General features: G+C 69.0%; 14 protein-coding genes. 10 read left to right on the top strand and 4 right to left on the bottom strand.

The window, feature by feature from the left end:
* Nucleotides 1–44 precede the first annotated feature (44 nt).
* Nucleotides 45–332: a co-chaperone GroES gene (locus XARJCFBP2528_RS08915; protein ID WP_003483210.1), complete on the bottom strand. Its 288-nt coding sequence runs from the start codon at nucleotides 330–332 to the stop codon at nucleotides 45–47.
* 432 nt (nucleotides 333–764) lie between these two features.
* On the opposite strand from XARJCFBP2528_RS08915, the gene XARJCFBP2528_RS08910 reads away from it, so the two are divergent.
* From XARJCFBP2528_RS08910 to accC, 7 genes are all read left to right on the top strand, one after another.
* Nucleotides 765–2,576: an endonuclease gene (locus XARJCFBP2528_RS08910; protein WP_026064538.1), complete on the top strand. Its 1,812-nt coding sequence runs from the start codon at nucleotides 765–767 to the stop codon at nucleotides 2,574–2,576.
* Between the two features lie 230 nt (nucleotides 2,577–2,806).
* Nucleotides 2,807–3,139 carry a divalent-cation tolerance protein CutA gene (gene cutA, locus XARJCFBP2528_RS08905; protein WP_026064537.1) on the top strand — a complete coding sequence of 111 codons (333 nt, stop codon included), beginning with the start codon at nucleotides 2,807–2,809 and terminating at the stop codon, nucleotides 3,137–3,139.
* 5 nt (nucleotides 3,140–3,144) lie between these two features.
* Nucleotides 3,145–5,469 carry a protein-disulfide reductase DsbD family protein gene (locus XARJCFBP2528_RS08900; RefSeq protein WP_016903369.1) on the top strand — a complete coding sequence of 775 codons (2,325 nt, stop codon included), beginning with the start codon at nucleotides 3,145–3,147 and terminating at the stop codon, nucleotides 5,467–5,469.
* Between the two features lie 449 nt (nucleotides 5,470–5,918).
* Nucleotides 5,919–6,404: a type II 3-dehydroquinate dehydratase gene (gene aroQ / locus XARJCFBP2528_RS08895; RefSeq protein WP_016903368.1), complete on the top strand. Its 486-nt coding sequence runs from the start codon at nucleotides 5,919–5,921 to the stop codon at nucleotides 6,402–6,404.
* A 56-nt stretch (nucleotides 6,405–6,460) separates the two neighbouring features.
* Nucleotides 6,461–6,946 carry an acetyl-CoA carboxylase biotin carboxyl carrier protein gene (gene accB / locus XARJCFBP2528_RS08890; RefSeq protein WP_016903367.1) on the top strand — a complete coding sequence of 162 codons (486 nt, stop codon included), beginning with the start codon at nucleotides 6,461–6,463 and terminating at the stop codon, nucleotides 6,944–6,946.
* Nucleotides 6,947–7,022: 76 nt separating this feature from the next.
* Nucleotides 7,023–7,352: a four helix bundle protein gene (locus XARJCFBP2528_RS08885; protein ID WP_026064536.1), complete on the top strand. Its 330-nt coding sequence runs from the start codon at nucleotides 7,023–7,025 to the stop codon at nucleotides 7,350–7,352.
* A 42-nt stretch (nucleotides 7,353–7,394) separates the two neighbouring features.
* Nucleotides 7,395–8,762, top strand: a complete 1,368-nt coding sequence (gene accC / locus XARJCFBP2528_RS08880) for an acetyl-CoA carboxylase biotin carboxylase subunit (protein WP_016903366.1) — start codon at nucleotides 7,395–7,397, stop codon at nucleotides 8,760–8,762.
* A gap of 188 nt (nucleotides 8,763–8,950) precedes the next feature.
* Here accC and XARJCFBP2528_RS08875 read toward each other — a convergent pair whose 3' ends face one another.
* Together XARJCFBP2528_RS08875 and XARJCFBP2528_RS08870 are read right to left on the bottom strand one after the other, a co-directional pair.
* Entirely contained in the window at nucleotides 8,951–9,316 is a 366-nt protein-coding gene (locus XARJCFBP2528_RS08875) for a hypothetical protein (RefSeq protein WP_016903365.1), read from the bottom strand.
* Complete coding sequence (locus XARJCFBP2528_RS08870; protein WP_026064535.1) at nucleotides 9,313–10,239, bottom strand: hypothetical protein; 927 nt, start codon at nucleotides 10,237–10,239, stop codon at nucleotides 9,313–9,315. The genes XARJCFBP2528_RS08875 and XARJCFBP2528_RS08870 overlap by 4 nt, the downstream gene beginning before the upstream one ends.
* A 367-nt stretch (nucleotides 10,240–10,606) precedes the next feature.
* Between XARJCFBP2528_RS08870 and prmA the strand changes: the two genes are divergently transcribed.
* Nucleotides 10,607–11,527, top strand: coding sequence for a 50S ribosomal protein L11 methyltransferase (gene prmA / locus XARJCFBP2528_RS08865; protein ID WP_016903363.1), 921 nt, complete (start codon nucleotides 10,607–10,609; stop codon nucleotides 11,525–11,527).
* A 12-nt stretch (nucleotides 11,528–11,539) separates the two neighbouring features.
* Here the strand turns inward: prmA and XARJCFBP2528_RS08860 are convergent, their stop codons facing one another.
* Nucleotides 11,540–12,043: a hypothetical protein gene (locus XARJCFBP2528_RS08860; protein ID WP_016903362.1), complete on the bottom strand. Its 504-nt coding sequence runs from the start codon at nucleotides 12,041–12,043 to the stop codon at nucleotides 11,540–11,542.
* A gap of 147 nt (nucleotides 12,044–12,190) precedes the next feature.
* Here XARJCFBP2528_RS08860 and XARJCFBP2528_RS08855 point away from each other — a divergent pair, with 147 nt between their 5' ends.
* Nucleotides 12,191–12,568, top strand: coding sequence for a helix-turn-helix domain-containing protein (locus XARJCFBP2528_RS08855; protein ID WP_016903361.1), 378 nt, complete (start codon nucleotides 12,191–12,193; stop codon nucleotides 12,566–12,568).
* A 369-nt stretch (nucleotides 12,569–12,937) separates the two neighbouring features.
* Nucleotides 12,938–14,083, top strand: a complete 1,146-nt coding sequence (locus XARJCFBP2528_RS22300; protein ID WP_016903360.1) for a DUF3426 domain-containing protein — start codon at nucleotides 12,938–12,940, stop codon at nucleotides 14,081–14,083.
* Nucleotides 14,084–14,189: the final 106 nt, after the last annotated feature.

Below are 14,189 nucleotides of genomic sequence, written 5' to 3'. Positions count from 1 at the left end.
TATTCCCGATTTCCAACTCCCGATTCCCGGCGCATAGCGCCTGATCAGCCGATGACCGCCAGGATGTCGTCTTCGCGCAGCACCTTGTACTCGACGCCTTCGGACTTGTAGCTGCTGCCGGCGTACTGGCCGTAGATGACCTTGTCGCCGACCTTGACCACCGGCGCGCGCAGGCTGCCGTTGTCCAGGGGCTTGCCGGCGCCGATGGCGACGACTTCACCCTTGGTGGACTTTTCCTTGGCGGAGTCCGGGATCACGATGCCGCCGGCGGAAACTTCGTCGGCTTCGATCGGCTTGACTACAACGCGGTCGTGAAGCGGCTTGATGCTCATAGAGAAAGACCCTCTTAAGTGATTGATTGGTCTGGAAATTATCGGCGATGTTAGCACTCGTATGTGACGACTGCCAGCACAGCGCGCGGAAAAAACCCGACAGAGCGGGTGCGGGCCAGAGATTGTGCTGTGTGGCCAGCTTTCAAGGGCTGGGGGCAAAAAATTTTCGCCGGGCAGTTCCGTGCCAGGGCCACGACGCGGCCGACACGACCTGGCAAGCAGTACGACCGCTGGCGACCGACAGCCGGGTGGGAACCGGGCTGCGCAATCGCCAGCTGCGCCTGAGACCGGCTACCGAGCCACTGGCACGCCGGGCAGTGCGCACCGAGCAGTCGCCGGAGCAACCGCTCTAAAAATGGAACCAGGTTCCACCGATTGTCATGCGCACGTTTTACAGTCGGCCACGCATTCCCCGATCACAAGGAGCTGTCGATGAGGTTGCCGTCCCCCGCCCGTGTTTTCCCCTTGCGCTGGTCCCCCAGCTGCACGCTTCCCCTGGCCTGTGCGCTCGCGCTGGCCGTGCCCACCGCCCACGCGGCGGTGTTCATCAACGAACTGCATTACGACGACGCAGGCGCCTCCGGCGACAGCGGCGAAGGAGTGGAAGTGGTGGCCACCGCCGGCGAATCGCTGAGCGGCTACCGCATCTATCTGTACAACGGCAGCACACCGGGCGCGGCGACGGTCTACGCCAATACGGCGGTGCCGGCCGGCAGCCTGGTCAGCTGCGGCAGCCAGGTGCGCGTGGCCACGGTCGGCTACGCCAGCAACGGCGTGCAGAACGGGCCCAACGACGGCGTGGCGCTGGTCGACCCCAACGGCCAGTTGGTGCAGTTCCTCAGTTACGAAGGCGCCATCACCGCCAGCGGCGGGCCCGCCGCCGGCATCACCAGCCAGAACCTGCCGGTCAGCGAGAGCAACAGCAGCGCGGTCGGCAGTTCGCTGCAACTGACCGGCACCGGCAGCAGCGCGGCCAACTTCAGCTGGGCCGGCTCGTCGGCGCAGACCTTTGGCGCGTGCAACCGCGGCCAGAGCTTCAACGGCAGCGGCGGTGGCGGCGAGACCGGCGCGGCACCGACGATCACCAGCACCACCCCGACCCAGGGCGCGACCGGCTTTCCCGGCGCCGGCGACCTGAGCGTGGGCTTCAGCGAGGCGGTGACGCTGAGCAGCGGCGCCTTCGCACTGAGCTGCGCCAGCTCCGGCACGGTGGCGCTGAGCTACCCGACCAGCGGCACCCGCTTCAGCCTGTCCACCAACACCGCCTTGGTCGGTGGCGAGCGCTGCACCCTGGCGATCACCGCCAGCGCCATCCGCGATGCCAGCGGGCTGAGCCCGGCCGCCAACCAGTCGATCGCCTTCACCGTGGCCACCGCCAGCGGCGGCGGCACCGGTTACTACTCGCGGGTCAACACCGCCAATGCCAGCCAGCTGCGCTGTTCGCTACATGCGGTGATCAAGGGCCACACGGTCTATCCGTACAGCGGCTCGGGCACCAGCACCTGGACCATCCTGGAGATGGCCGACGAGGATCCCAACAACAGCGGCCGGATCCTGGACGCCTACCGCAACCGCAGCTACGCCAAGGTCAGCGACCGCGCCGGCACCGGGAGCGGGCTGACCTACAATCGCGAGCACACCTGGCCCAATTCGCTGGGCTTTGGCAGCGCCAGCGGCGACAAGGGGTTGCCGTATGCGCCCTACACCGATACCCACATGCTGTATCTGACCGATACCGCCTTCAACGCCGACCGCGGCAACAAGCCCTATGCGGCCTGCACCAGCAGCTGCGGCGAGCGGGTCACCGAGGTCAATGACGGCAGTGGCGGCGGCAGCGGGCGCTATCCGGGCAATTCCAACTGGGTGCGCACCCCGGACGGCAACGGCGGTACCTTCGAGGTGTGGGGCAAGCGCAAGGGCGACATGGCGCGTGCGGTGATGTACATGGCAATCCGCTACGAGGGCGGTACCGACGCGGCCACCGGGCAGTCCGAGCCGGACCTGGAGCTCACCGACGACCGCAGCAAGATCGTGCAGACCTCGGCCTCGCCGGCCTACATGGGCCTGTTGTCCACGCTGCTGGCCTGGCACCAGGCCGACCCGCCGGACGATGCCGAGCGGGCGCGCAACCAGGTGATCTTCAGCTTCCAGGGCAACCGCAACCCGTTCGTGGATCACCCCGAGTGGGCGACCTCGAGCCTGTTCACCTCAGCCAAGCCGGCCAGCTGCCAGCTGGCCAATTGATCCGGCCCGGCCCGGTGCCCCAGGCGCCGGGCCGGGAGACGGCCTGCAACGGCAATCCACGTGCCCGACCGCGCAGCAGGCGCGCGAGCCGTCGGCCTGCGTCATTCAACATCAGCGGGCAGGCGCAGGACCGGTATTGCCGGCCAGCCACCAGGCTCAGCGAACTTGACACCCTGTTCCGGAATCTGCGGTCGATCCCCCGCAGACAGGGGATTACACTGCGCGGTCACATGAGCGCCTCTTCCCTCCATCTGTTGTTCAGCACCTGCCCGGATGCCGACAGCGCCGAGCGCATTGCGCGCGTGCTGCTGGACGAGCGTCTGGCCGCCTGCGTCACCCAGTTGCCCGGCGTGCAGTCGCTGTACCGCTGGAACGGGGCGATCGAGCGCAGCCGGGAAGTGCAGCTGTTGATCAAGACCTGGGAAGACCGCCTGCCGGACGCCATCGCGCGGCTGCAGGCGCTGCATCCGTATGAATTGCCGGAGGCGATCGCGGTCCAAGCCAGCGCCGGGCTGCCGGCGTATCTCGATTGGGTCCGGGCCGAAACCCGCAAGGAATCCTGACGTCCATGAAGTCTCTGTCCCGCTGGATCGCCCGCTGCGCATTGCTGGTCGTACCGTTGCTCGCCGCGCCGCTGGCGCTGGTGGCGCCCCTGCCCGCGCAGGCCGCGGTCACCGAGGCCGACCTGCTGCCGGTGGATCAGGCCTTTACCCTGGGCGCCACCGCCGACAGCCGCGACAGCATCGCGCTGCGCTGGAAGATCGCGCCGGGCTATTACCTGTATCGCCACCGCATCAGCGTCAAATCCGGGCAAGGCTTTGCCGCCGGCGAGCTGGCGCTGCCGGAAGGCGAGAGCAAGCACGACGAGTTCTTCGGCCAGGTGCAGACCTACCGCAAGCAGCTGCAGGCCAGGCTGGCCGGCAAGGCCGATGCCGGGTTGCAGACCGCCGTGCTGCAGGTGCAATACCAGGGCTGCGCCGACGCCGGGGTGTGCTACCCGCCGCAACGCCGCGAGCTGCGCGTGCGCCTGCCCGATGCCTCGGCCCACGCCGCGACGCCCGCCACCACGCGCGAAAACCTGGGCGCGCTGGTGCCGCGCGCACCGGCAGGCCCGCGGCTGTTCGGCAGCACCGGCCAGGCCGCCGGCGTGGACGCACTGCCGCTGCCGGCCGAGCAGGCCTTCACCTTCGAAGCCATCGTTGGCGACGGCAACAGCCTGCTGCTGCGCTTCACCCCCGCGCCCGGCTATTACATCTACCGCGACCGCACCTCGCTGGCGCTGGAAGGCGCCGGCGGCGTGCGTCCCGGGCTGCCGCGCTGGCCGCAGGGCAAGGCGCACCGCGATGAGCACTTCGGCGATGTGGTGGTGTATTTCGACCAGGCCGAAGTCACCTTGCCGCTGCTGCGCGAGCACGCCGAACCGGTCAAGGCGACCCTGGTGGCGACCTTCCAGGGCTGCCAGACCGACGGCATCTGCTACCCGCCGATGACTCGCCGGGTGGCGCTGGAGTTGCCCGCCGGCACGGTGTCGCCGCAAAACCAGGCGCAGGCCGCACCGCTGATGATCTCGCCGCTGCCGGCCGGGCAGCTGCCTGCAGAACCGGCGCCGGCACCGACGCCCGCGGCGACTGCAGCGCCAGCCGCAGATGCCTCGGCCGACAATCCGCAGCGCACCCAGCCGCCGCACACCGACAAGGGCTTGCTGGCGATGCTGGTGCTGGCCCTGCTTGGCGGGCTGGTGTTGAACCTGATGCCCTGCGTGTTGCCGATCCTGTCGCTGAAGGTGCTGGGCCTGGCCCACAGCGGCGAGAGCCGCAGCCACGCGCGCAGCCATGCGATCTGGTATTCGCTGGGCGTGCTGGTGTCGTTTGCGGCGATCGGCGCGCTGGTGATCGGCCTGCGCGCGGCCGGCCAGGCGGCCGGCTGGGGCTTCCAGCTGCAGCAGCCGTGGTTCGTCGCGGCGCTGGCCTATCTGATGTTTGCGGTGGGCCTGAGCCTGTCGGGCGTGTTCACGCTGGGCAGCAATCTGGGCGGCATCGGCCAGTCGCTGGCAGCGCGCAATGGCCCGCTGGGCGACTTCTTCACCGGCGTGCTGGCCTGCGTGGTGGCCAGCCCCTGCATCGCCCCGTTCATGGGCACCGCACTGGCGTATGCCTTCACCGCCCCGGCGCTGCTGGCGATGCTGGTGTTCCTGGCGCTGGGCCTGGGCCTGGCGCTGCCGTTCCTGCTGATCGGCTTCATCCCCTCGCTGGCGCGGCGGCTGCCCACGCCCGGCGCGTGGATGGAAACGCTCAAGCAGGTGCTGGCGTTCCCGATGTATCTCACTGCGATCTGGCTGCTGTGGGTGCTGGGCAAGCAGCGCGGCGTGGACGCGCTGGCGCTGATGCTGGTCGGCGCCACCCTGCTGGCGCTGGGCCTGTTCTGCTTCGAGCGCAGCCGCTGGAAGAGCCATCGCCTCGGCATGGGCCTGGCCGCGGTGATGCTGGTGCTGGCGATCGTGCCGGTGGTCGGGGTCACCCGCCTGCGCCTGCCGGCCGCCACTGCCGCCGAGGGCGTGGTGGCGTTCTCGCCGCAGTTGCTGGACCGCCTGCGCGCCGACAACCGCGTGGTGTTCGTCAACATGACCGCCGACTGGTGCGTGACCTGCAAGGCCAACGAGAAGAACGTGCTGAGCAGCGCCGACTTCCGCGACGCGCTGCGCCGCGTCGACGCGGTCTACATGAAAGGCGACTGGACCAATGTCGACCCCAGGATCAGCGCCTTCCTCGACCAGCACCAGGCCGTCGGCGTGCCGCTGTACGTGGTCTACGGCCCCGGCGCACCACCGGCGGTGCTGCCGACCGTGCTGACCAACGCGATCACCGAGGATGCGTTGCTGCGCGCGGCTAGGTGAGCCGGTCGGTCAGACCCGCGGGCCGGCACGCCGGCTCGAACGGCGGCCTGATGCATGGACGGCATGGGGCGATGATGAATGGAGCGAGCGCCGATCGGCGCTGAAGTGGCTGGATGCCGGCGAACACCAGCCAGCCAGCGCCGCCGAGCATGCCACTCGACAGCACGACAGATAGCAGGGGCCGGGACGCACGCCAGCGAACACACAACTTCCGCGAATGGACGCGCTGCACTACGCCCCATGGCGATTCAGCAGATGGTCGGCATGCGACCGACCGGCAAGGCTGGGTGCCTGCCGCGAAACCGCAGCCCCACAGGGCCTGGCGCACCAACGCAGCAGCGTGCCACCACGAAATTAAAACAATCGTTTAAAACAGACCTAACTTCGTCTATCTGGACAGCATCGGCGACATCGCGCAGACTTCCGGCCTTTCCGCTCTCCCGGATGTCATGGCCCACCTGCTGCTGTTGCACGGCCCCAACCTCAACCTGCTCGGCACCCGCGAGCCGGATGTCTACGGGCGCACCACGCTGGCGCAGATCGATGCGGCCCTGGTGGACCGTGCGCAGGCTGCCGGGCATGCGCTGGCCTGCCTGCAGTCCAATGCCGAGCACGTGCTGGTGGAGCGCATCCACGCCGCGCGCGAGGACGGCACCGCCTACATCCTGATCAACCCGGCCGCCTTCACCCATACCTCGGTGGCGCTGCGCGACGCGCTGCTGGGCGTGGGCTTGCCGTTCGTGGAAATCCATCTGTCCAACCCGCATGCGCGCGAGCCGTTCCGTCACCACAGCTATCTCAGCGACAAGGCCGACGGCGTGATCTGCGGCTTTGGCGCCGACAGCTACCGGCTGGCGCTGGAAGCGGTGATCGCGCGGCTGGAACGCGACGCGACATCCCGCTCACCCACGCCGGCGCCCGCGCCGACGGCCTGACCCCCTTCCGCCGGCAGCCGCCGGCAACCTCCACCGATTCACCTCATGAGGCCCGTATGGATCTCCGCAAAATCAAGAAACTGATCGACCTACTCGAAGAATCCAATCTCGCCGAAATCGAGATCAAGGAAGGCGAAGAAAGCGTGCGCCTGGCGCGCGTGCCCAAGGGCACCACCGTGATGAGCGCGCCGGTGCAGCAGTACGCACCTGCCCCGCCCGCGCAGGCCCCGGCCGCCCCCAGCATGCCGATGCAGTCGCCCACCGAGGCCTCCACCGGCGGCGCCAAGCAGGCTGCCGCCCTGCCGGAAGGCCACGTGCTGCGCGCGCCGATGGTCGGCACCTTCTACACCTCGCCCTCGCCGGACAAGCCGGCCTTCGTCACCGTCGGCCAGCAGGTCAAGGCCGGCGAAACGCTGGCGATCATCGAGGCGATGAAGATGTTCAACCCGATCGAAGCCGACGTTTCCGGCACCATCGTGGCCATCCTCGGCGAGACCGGCCAGCCAGTGGAATTCGATCAGCCGTTGTTTGTGATTGGCTGAGAGCCGGGAATCGGGAGTGGAGAATCGGGAATCGGCAAAGCGGCCTCATGAACGCCTGGAGGCCTGGCGCGATTCCATGGAGCTTGTGGAAATGATCTATCGATTCACCGAGATCTTTCCCGAGCAGGAACGCTACGGTCTGACGGCGCAACTGCGCCGTGCGGCCATCAGCGTCTCGTCGAATATCGCCGAAGGTGCGGCGCGACGTTCAACTCCCGATTACGCGCGGTTTCTCTCGATTGCGCGCGGCTCGCTCTCCGAACTGGATACACAGGTCCAGATCGCTGGACGACTGGGCTATAGCAATACCGAAGACGAAGACATCGTCAGCCAGCAGGTCGACCAGGTCTTCGCCAAGCTCACCGCATTGATGAATGCCTTACGCAGACGTGGAGCCGAACCATGATGCCCGCTTCTACCCATTCCCCATTCTCGACTCCCTATTCCCATGCTCGATAAAGTCGTCATCGCCAACCGAGGTGAAATCGCGCTGCGCATCCTGCGCGCGTGCCACACGCTCGGCATCCGCACGGTCGCGGTGCATTCCACGGTCGACCGCAACCTCAAGCACGTGGCCATGGCCGACGAGTCGGTGTGTATCGGCCCGGCCGCCTCCAGCGACAGTTACCTCAACATCCCGGCGTTGATCGCCGCGGCCGAGGTGACCGATGCGCAGGCCATCCATCCCGGCTACGGCTTCCTGTCGGAAAACGCCGACTTTGCCGAGCGCGTGGAAGAATCCGGCTTCATCTTCATCGGCCCCAAGGCCGACACCATCCGCCTGATGGGCGACAAGGTGGAGGCGATCCGCGCGATGAAGGCCGCCGGCGTGCCGTGCGTGCCCGGTTCGGGCGGCCCGCTGGGCGACGACATCGTCGCCAACACCAAGGTGGCGCGCGAGATCGGCTACCCGGTGATCATCAAGGCCGCCGGTGGCGGCGGTGGGCGCGGCATGCGCGTGGTGCATTCGGAGGCCGCGTTGAAGGCCGCCATCGAAACCACCAAGTCCGAAGCCAAGGCCGCCTTCAGCAACGATCAGGTCTACATGGAGAAGTTCCTGGAAAATCCGCGCCACGTGGAAATCCAGGTGCTGGCCGACGGCCAGGGCGGTGCGATCCATCTGGGCGAACGCGATTGCTCGATGCAGCGCCGCCACCAGAAGGTGGTGGAAGAAGCGCCGGCCCCGGGCATCACCGAAGAACTGCGCAACGAGATCGGCAAGGTCTGCGTGGATGCCTGCATCCGCATCGGCTATCGCGGCGCGGGTACCTTCGAGTTCCTGTTCGAAGACGGGCGTTTCTACTTCATCGAAATGAACACGCGCATCCAGGTGGAGCATCCGGTCACCGAGCGCATCACCGGCATCGACCTGGTCTGCGAGCAGTTGCGTATCGCCGCCGGCCGCAAGCTGACCATCAAGCAGAGCGACATCGTGCTGCGCGGGCATGCGATCGAGTGCCGCATCAATGCCGAGGACCCCGAAACCTTCATGCCCAATCCGGGCCTGATCACCGCGTTCCATCCGCCCGGTGGCCCCGGCGTGCGTGTGGATACGCACATCTACGCCGGCTACAAGGTGCCGCCGAACTACGACTCGATGATCGGCAAGCTGATCGTGCATGGCCCCGATCGCGAGACCGCGATTGCGCGCATGCGCGTGGCGCTGAGCGAGATGGTGGTGGACGGCATCAAGACCAACATCCCGCTGCAGCAGCGCATCATGCGCGACAAGGGCTTTCAGGCCGGTGGGCAGAACATCCACTATCTGGAAAAGCGCCTGGCCGAGCGCAAGAACAAGTCGATCGCGCTGGTCTGATCGCACTGGCCAGTGCACCGCGTAACAAGCCCGGGAAACCGGGCTTGTTGCGTTGTTGCCCGGTGCATCGCGCCGGCAATACCTCACGCAGGCCAGCCGACCTATGCGTAGGAGCGCACCCGGGCGCGACCGCGCTTTATCGGTGAAACCTCGTCGCGCCCAGGTGCGCTCCTACGGGATCCTGGGTGCTACCGGATCCGCGGCGCCGGCTGCTGGCTGCCCGGCACCGGCACGATGCCGCTGGAGGAGGCCGGGTCGACCACGGTCATGGTTTCGGTGGAGCCATCCGGCCACACCACCTGGAAGGTGGAGCCGGCCGGCAATGTCGAAAACGGCATCGCGCTGCTGGCGCGGTACACCGCGGCCACCTGGCTGGCGCCATGCCGTCGCTGCTGTTCGTCGGCGGCGACCGTGGTCGACTTGACCGACAGCGGCTGGTAGCGGTGATCGGCAGTGTCGATCATCACGATGCCCACGGCCGCAGCCGAATACGCCACGAACAGTGCAACCCAGAACCAGAACTTGGCGCCATGCGCCAGGCGACGGTAATTCATGACTGCGCTCCCGGCTCGGAGACCAAGCTATCGACCATCTCATCCACTCTGTCTGCTCCCTGCCGCGGCACCGCGGCATCGAATACGAACGACACGAAATCCTGTGCGCTGTTGCGCGAGCAGATGCCCGCGTTGGCGCAATAACTGGTGACCAGGGTGCTGTCTGCGCTGCAATCCAGCCCCAGCCGGCATGCAGCCACCTGCCAGGCCAGCTCGGCGAACTGATCGCCGGCCACGTAGCCGTCGAGGCTGTCATCGCCGCTGGCGCGCGCCCCCATTGCCGGCGCCAGCGCCAGGTAGGCCTCCGGGTCGCGCGAGGCCAGCACGCGCTGCACCAGCGCGCGCTTGTAGCTGGGCGAGCGCTGCAGCGGCTCGCCCAGCGCCAGCAACGCCGCCTCGGCAGCCAGGTTGCCCGCACGCGCGGCTGCCTGCCGTTGCTGCGCCACCAGCCGCGGGCCCAGGCCATCGCCGGGCGCAAAGCCGGCGCAGCGTTGCGCCACGCGCGTGCGCGCTGCGTGCATCGCCACCACGCCGGGCGTGTGTTGCGCGGCGATCCAGGCGCTGTCGGCGGCGTAACCGGCCGGGCTGGACGCATACGGCGCGCAGTAATCGTAGACGCGGCTCAGGCGCCACCCCGCCTGCGCATTGCCGGCGCGCACCTGCTGCTGCAATTGCTGCGCATAGCGGTACAGGTCCGGCTGCGCGTCCACCGCATCGCGGTAGGGTAGCTGCAGGGCAGTGCCGCGTTCGGCGGGCGCGTGCGCCACCGCTGCCGGCGCGCCGGCACGGGCACTGCTTGCAACCGCCGGCAGCGCGGCGGTGAGCGCATCGCCTGGTTGCGCGCGCACATGCCACCAGGCCGCCGCCGCGAGCGCGACGGGAGCCAGCAACAGCCAGAGATGGCGGGCACGAGCAAGCGGCATGGACAGCGGCAACCCTGCTGCGGAAAGCCCCGCAGCGACGGCGCGGAGTCTAGCACCCGCATCCGCGCACGCTGGCACGCAAGCGGACGCTGCCGATGCAAACGGCGGACGGTGCATTGCATGAGGACGGTGATCTGCGCGGGTGTGGCGTGGGTAGCGCGCAGCGGGCGTTTGGTTGCCGGCGCGCCCGCGTGCTGCGCCGGCAGCGGCCGCCGCCACTGCGCTGCATGCGCTGAGTGCACCGATCAGGCGACGGCATCCGCAGTATCGCGCACGCGATGGGTCTGCCTATCCGGCCCCCGCCGCGCAGGAGTCCGCCGGCATGAATGGTCTACGATGCACGCTTTCGAATTGCCCGACCGCCACGATGCCGTTTCTTGAACTGACCCTGCCCTGCTCCGACGCCACCCAGCCCCGTTACCAGAATGCGCTGGACGACATCGGCGCGCTGGCGGTGACGCTGCTCGACGCCAATGCCGACACCAGCAACGAGCGCGCCATTCTCGAGCCCGGCGTCGGCGAAACGCCGCTGTGGAACACCATGGTGCTGAACGCCCTGTTCGACGGCGACAGCGATGCGCTGGTGCTGCTCGCCGCGTTGGAAGCGTTCGACCCCGGGCTGGACTGGAGCCAGGTGGCGTTCCGCACGGTCGACGACAGCGACTGGGAACGCGCCTGGATGGATCAGTTCAAGCCGATGCAGTTCGGCGCGCGCACCTTCATCGTGCCGTGGAATCACGCGCTGCCCGACGCCGCGCAAGCGCCCGACGCCGCAGTGATCCGTCTGGATCCGGGCCTGGCGTTCGGCTCGGGCACGCACCAGACCACCGCGCTATGCCTGCGCTGGCTGGACAGCCTGGCCGGCAGCGGCGAGCTGCAGGGCCGCAGCGTGCTGGATTTCGGCTGCGGTTCGGGCATTCTCGCCGTCGCCGCGCTGAAGCTGGGCGCGGCCAGCGCGGTGGGCGTGGACAACGACCCGCAGGCGCTGCTGGCCACTGCCGACAATGCCGAGCGCAATGCCTTGCAGGCGCAGCTGGCGGTGTACCTGCCGCAGGATGAGCCGGTGCAGACCTATCCGGTGGTGGTCGCCAACATCCTGGCCTCGGCGCTGGATGCGCTGGCCGACACCTTGTCCGCACGTGTGGCTCCGGGCGGGCGGATTGCGCTGTCGGGCATCCTGCATGGTCAGGAAGAGGAGCTGCTGCAGCGCTACGCGCCCTGGTTCGAGCAACTGCGCTGCGAACGCGACGAAGACTGGATGCGCATCGACGGCGTGCGCCGCCACTGACGCCGCGTCAGGTCAGCGGTGTGGCCGGCCGGCGCGGATCTGCGCGGTGGTCACCGCATCGGCCACGCTGATGGCGCGCAGGCGGGTCACCGCCTGCCAGCCGGCACGCCGCAGCGCCGCGTTGCGCCACGGCCCGGCCTGCCGGGCCAGCTGCACGCGCAGGCCCAGCTCGGCCAGCAGCAACGCCGCCCAGGCCGGCAGCGACCACATCCGCGGGCCCAGGCTGGCCAGGCCGCCGGCCAGCGCCAGCAAACCCACACTGAGCGCCAGTAGTCGCCAGTGCCGCTGGCGCAGCGCCCACCACCGCGGCGCCAGCCCGGCCGACCACTGCGGGCCGTCGGCCACCGCGGTCCACGCGTCCTGGCGCTGCCAGACCTGGTAACACGGCGCGCCCCGAAAGCGGGTGATCGCCGGATCCAGCGGCGAATGTGCCGGCCATGCGGCTGGTGGTGGCGCGGCGGGCGGCGTTGCCGGCGTGGTGGAACTGGCAGATTTGGGAGCGGCTGGCTCGACCATGGATGTCCTCCTTGAGTTCGCTGTGATCCCGTCATCATTGACGCCCGGACAGTATCGCAAACATATCGGCATATGAAAGGCATACGAACTATCCCTGATTGCTGCTAGGGCTATATCTCCCGGCCCGTTCCCCACTCACGGTGCCGTGTGAGCAAGTTGTACGAACGCGTCCGCGAAGCCCGCGCCCTGACCAAGCTGACCCAGGAAGGCCTGGCCGGCGAGCTGGGCGTGACCCGTAGCGCGGTGGCGCAATGGGAGATGGCCGAAGGCACCGCGCCCTCGGTGGACAACCTGATCGGCCTGGCCAGGCGCAGCGGCATGGCGTTCGAATACCTGGCCACCGGCCGCGGCGAGCGCACCTTCGGCCCACCCGTGCCGACGATCGCCGAAGAACCCGCGCAGTACCGCCATCTGGACGAGCAGCAACGCGTGCTGCTGAACCGTTTCGACACGCTGGCGCCGCGCCAGCGCAGCGGCCTGCTCGATCTGTTGCTGGCCGAGAGCAAGACGCGGCGTCGGCGTTGAGTTGGGGAATCGGGAATCGGGAATCGGGAATCGGGAATCGGGGGCAGGCTGCTTGGGGCTTCGTTTGTAAGGCAAGCTCGGAGTGGTAGCTGGCTCAGTCGGAGTTGGATGACGTGGCGCCGGTCGTCGCGTTTGCTTATTGGTTGGAATGCTGCCTTTGCTGGAATGTGGCTTAGGGCTGCGGCCGGTTCGAGCTGCGGCAGGGTGGTCACAGCGGCGCGACGGTTGGCCAGTCAACGGGATGCGTACCCCGCAGTCGATGGAAGCGGCATCTGCGCTTGCGGCTGCGTGCCGCACGCATGACGCGCCCGGGTTCGCCCATTGGCGTGCGCGTGGTTGAATAGGGTTCTTCCCGCTGCACGCCTGCCGATGTCCGAGACTCCGCCACCGCGCCGCCCCCTGGCCACGTTCCTGCGTGCGACGCCGGCTGCCCCGTCGCTGATCCCGACCCCGGTGGTGCCTGCGGCCGAAGCGCCGCTGCACGCGCCGCCGGTGCCGGCCGGCGCACTGGTGCCGGCACCATTGGCCGAGCCGGTGGCCGCCCCGGCGGCGCCGATGGTCCCGCCGCCGTCTGCGCCACCGGCGACTGCGCCGCATGGCGATTCGGTGCCGGTGGACATCCTGCTGCCGACCGCCGATGCCGGCCAGACCGCGGCAGACACCGCCGAGCCAGACCGGCTGGCATGGACCACCGCGACCACGCCCCAGCTGCCCGGCGATCCTGCCGAAGACACAGCGGCCGGTCCCGGCGACATCCCCAGCGCGCTCGCCGGCACTGCCGCTGCACAGCCGACCACTGCACAGCCGCGCGACGTAGCGGCCGCCGGCGTGGCAGGCACAGCCCGGCAGCGTGAGCACGGCACCGCGTCCGCCCCCGCTTCCGACCTGGCCGCCCCGCCAGCACCCGGCAGCGCTCCGGACACGGACGCCGAGCCAGGCGGCAACGACGCGGGCGCTGCCGACGCAGCGGCGCCCGCCCAGTTCCAGCCGCTGCCAGCCCAGGCCGCGCCTGCGTTCGCACGGCGCGGGCTGAGCCGGCCACGGCTGCGCGCCAGCGGCCGCCAGTGGGCGCTGCTGCTCGGGCTGGTCGGCCTGCTGGCCTTGCAGATCGTCATTGCCGACCGTGCGCAGCTGGCCGCCGATGCGCGCTGGCGCCCGCTGGTCAGCGCCGCCTGCACGGTGGCGCGCTGCACCCTGCCGGCCTGGCGCGAGCCGGGCGCACTGACCTTGCTCAATCGCGAGGTGCGCCCGCTGCCCGGGGTGCCGGGCGTGCTGCAGATCCAGGCCAGCTTCCGCAACGAGGCGCGCTGGGCGCAGGCCTGGCCGTGGCTGCAGCTGTCGCTGTCCGACGCCGACGGGCGGGTGATCGGCACGCGCGTGCTGGCGCCGCAGGAGTATCTGGGCCAGCCGCCGGCCGCGCAGGACACGCTCGCGCCGGGCCAGGCGGTGCAGGTGGCGTTTCGCGTGCGCGAACCGGCCGCGAGCACGGCCGCCTTCAGTTTCGACTTCCGCTGAGCGGACCCGACCTGCGCCCACCGCCACACGGGCGTGGCGAGCGGGGAGGTCACGCGCTAGACTCACTCCCCCTCGCCGGCCACGCGTCCCGGCTTCGTGACACTGG

Origin of the sequence: Xanthomonas arboricola pv. juglandis (assembly GCF_001013475.1) — a bacterium.
GTDB lineage: Bacteria > Pseudomonadota > Gammaproteobacteria > Xanthomonadales > Xanthomonadaceae > Xanthomonas > Xanthomonas arboricola.
The sequence above is the reverse complement of the archived record's forward strand: the minus strand, read 5'-3'. Positions and strand labels throughout refer to the sequence as shown.

Bases quoted from the DNA above. Each gene is read 5' to 3' on its own strand.
- accC (WP_016903366.1), top strand. From the start codon at position 7,395: ATGCTCGATAAAGTCGTCATCGCCAACCGAGGTGAAATCGCGCTGCGC.
- XARJCFBP2528_RS08885 (WP_026064536.1), top strand. From the start codon at position 7,023: ATGGAGCTTGTGGAAATGATCTATCGATTCACCGAGATCTTTCCCGAG.
- XARJCFBP2528_RS22300 (WP_016903360.1), top strand. From the start codon at position 12,938: ATGTCCGAGACTCCGCCACCGCGCCGCCCCCTGGCCACGTTCCTGCGT.
- XARJCFBP2528_RS08870 (WP_026064535.1), bottom strand. From the start codon at position 10,239: ATGCCGCTTGCTCGTGCCCGCCATCTCTGGCTGTTGCTGGCTCCCGTC.
- accB (WP_016903367.1), top strand. From the start codon at position 6,461: ATGGATCTCCGCAAAATCAAGAAACTGATCGACCTACTCGAAGAATCC.
- cutA (WP_026064537.1), top strand. From the start codon at position 2,807: ATGAGCGCCTCTTCCCTCCATCTGTTGTTCAGCACCTGCCCGGATGCC.
- XARJCFBP2528_RS08860 (WP_016903362.1), bottom strand. From the start codon at position 12,043: ATGGTCGAGCCAGCCGCTCCCAAATCTGCCAGTTCCACCACGCCGGCA.
- XARJCFBP2528_RS08915 (WP_003483210.1), bottom strand. From the start codon at position 332: ATGAGCATCAAGCCGCTTCACGACCGCGTTGTAGTCAAGCCGATCGAA.
- aroQ (WP_016903368.1), top strand. From the start codon at position 5,919: ATGGCCCACCTGCTGCTGTTGCACGGCCCCAACCTCAACCTGCTCGGC.
- XARJCFBP2528_RS08900 (WP_016903369.1), top strand. From the start codon at position 3,145: ATGAAGTCTCTGTCCCGCTGGATCGCCCGCTGCGCATTGCTGGTCGTA.
- XARJCFBP2528_RS08875 (WP_016903365.1), bottom strand. From the start codon at position 9,316: ATGAATTACCGTCGCCTGGCGCATGGCGCCAAGTTCTGGTTCTGGGTT.
- XARJCFBP2528_RS08910 (WP_026064538.1), top strand. From the start codon at position 765: ATGAGGTTGCCGTCCCCCGCCCGTGTTTTCCCCTTGCGCTGGTCCCCC.
- prmA (WP_016903363.1), top strand. From the start codon at position 10,607: ATGCCGTTTCTTGAACTGACCCTGCCCTGCTCCGACGCCACCCAGCCC.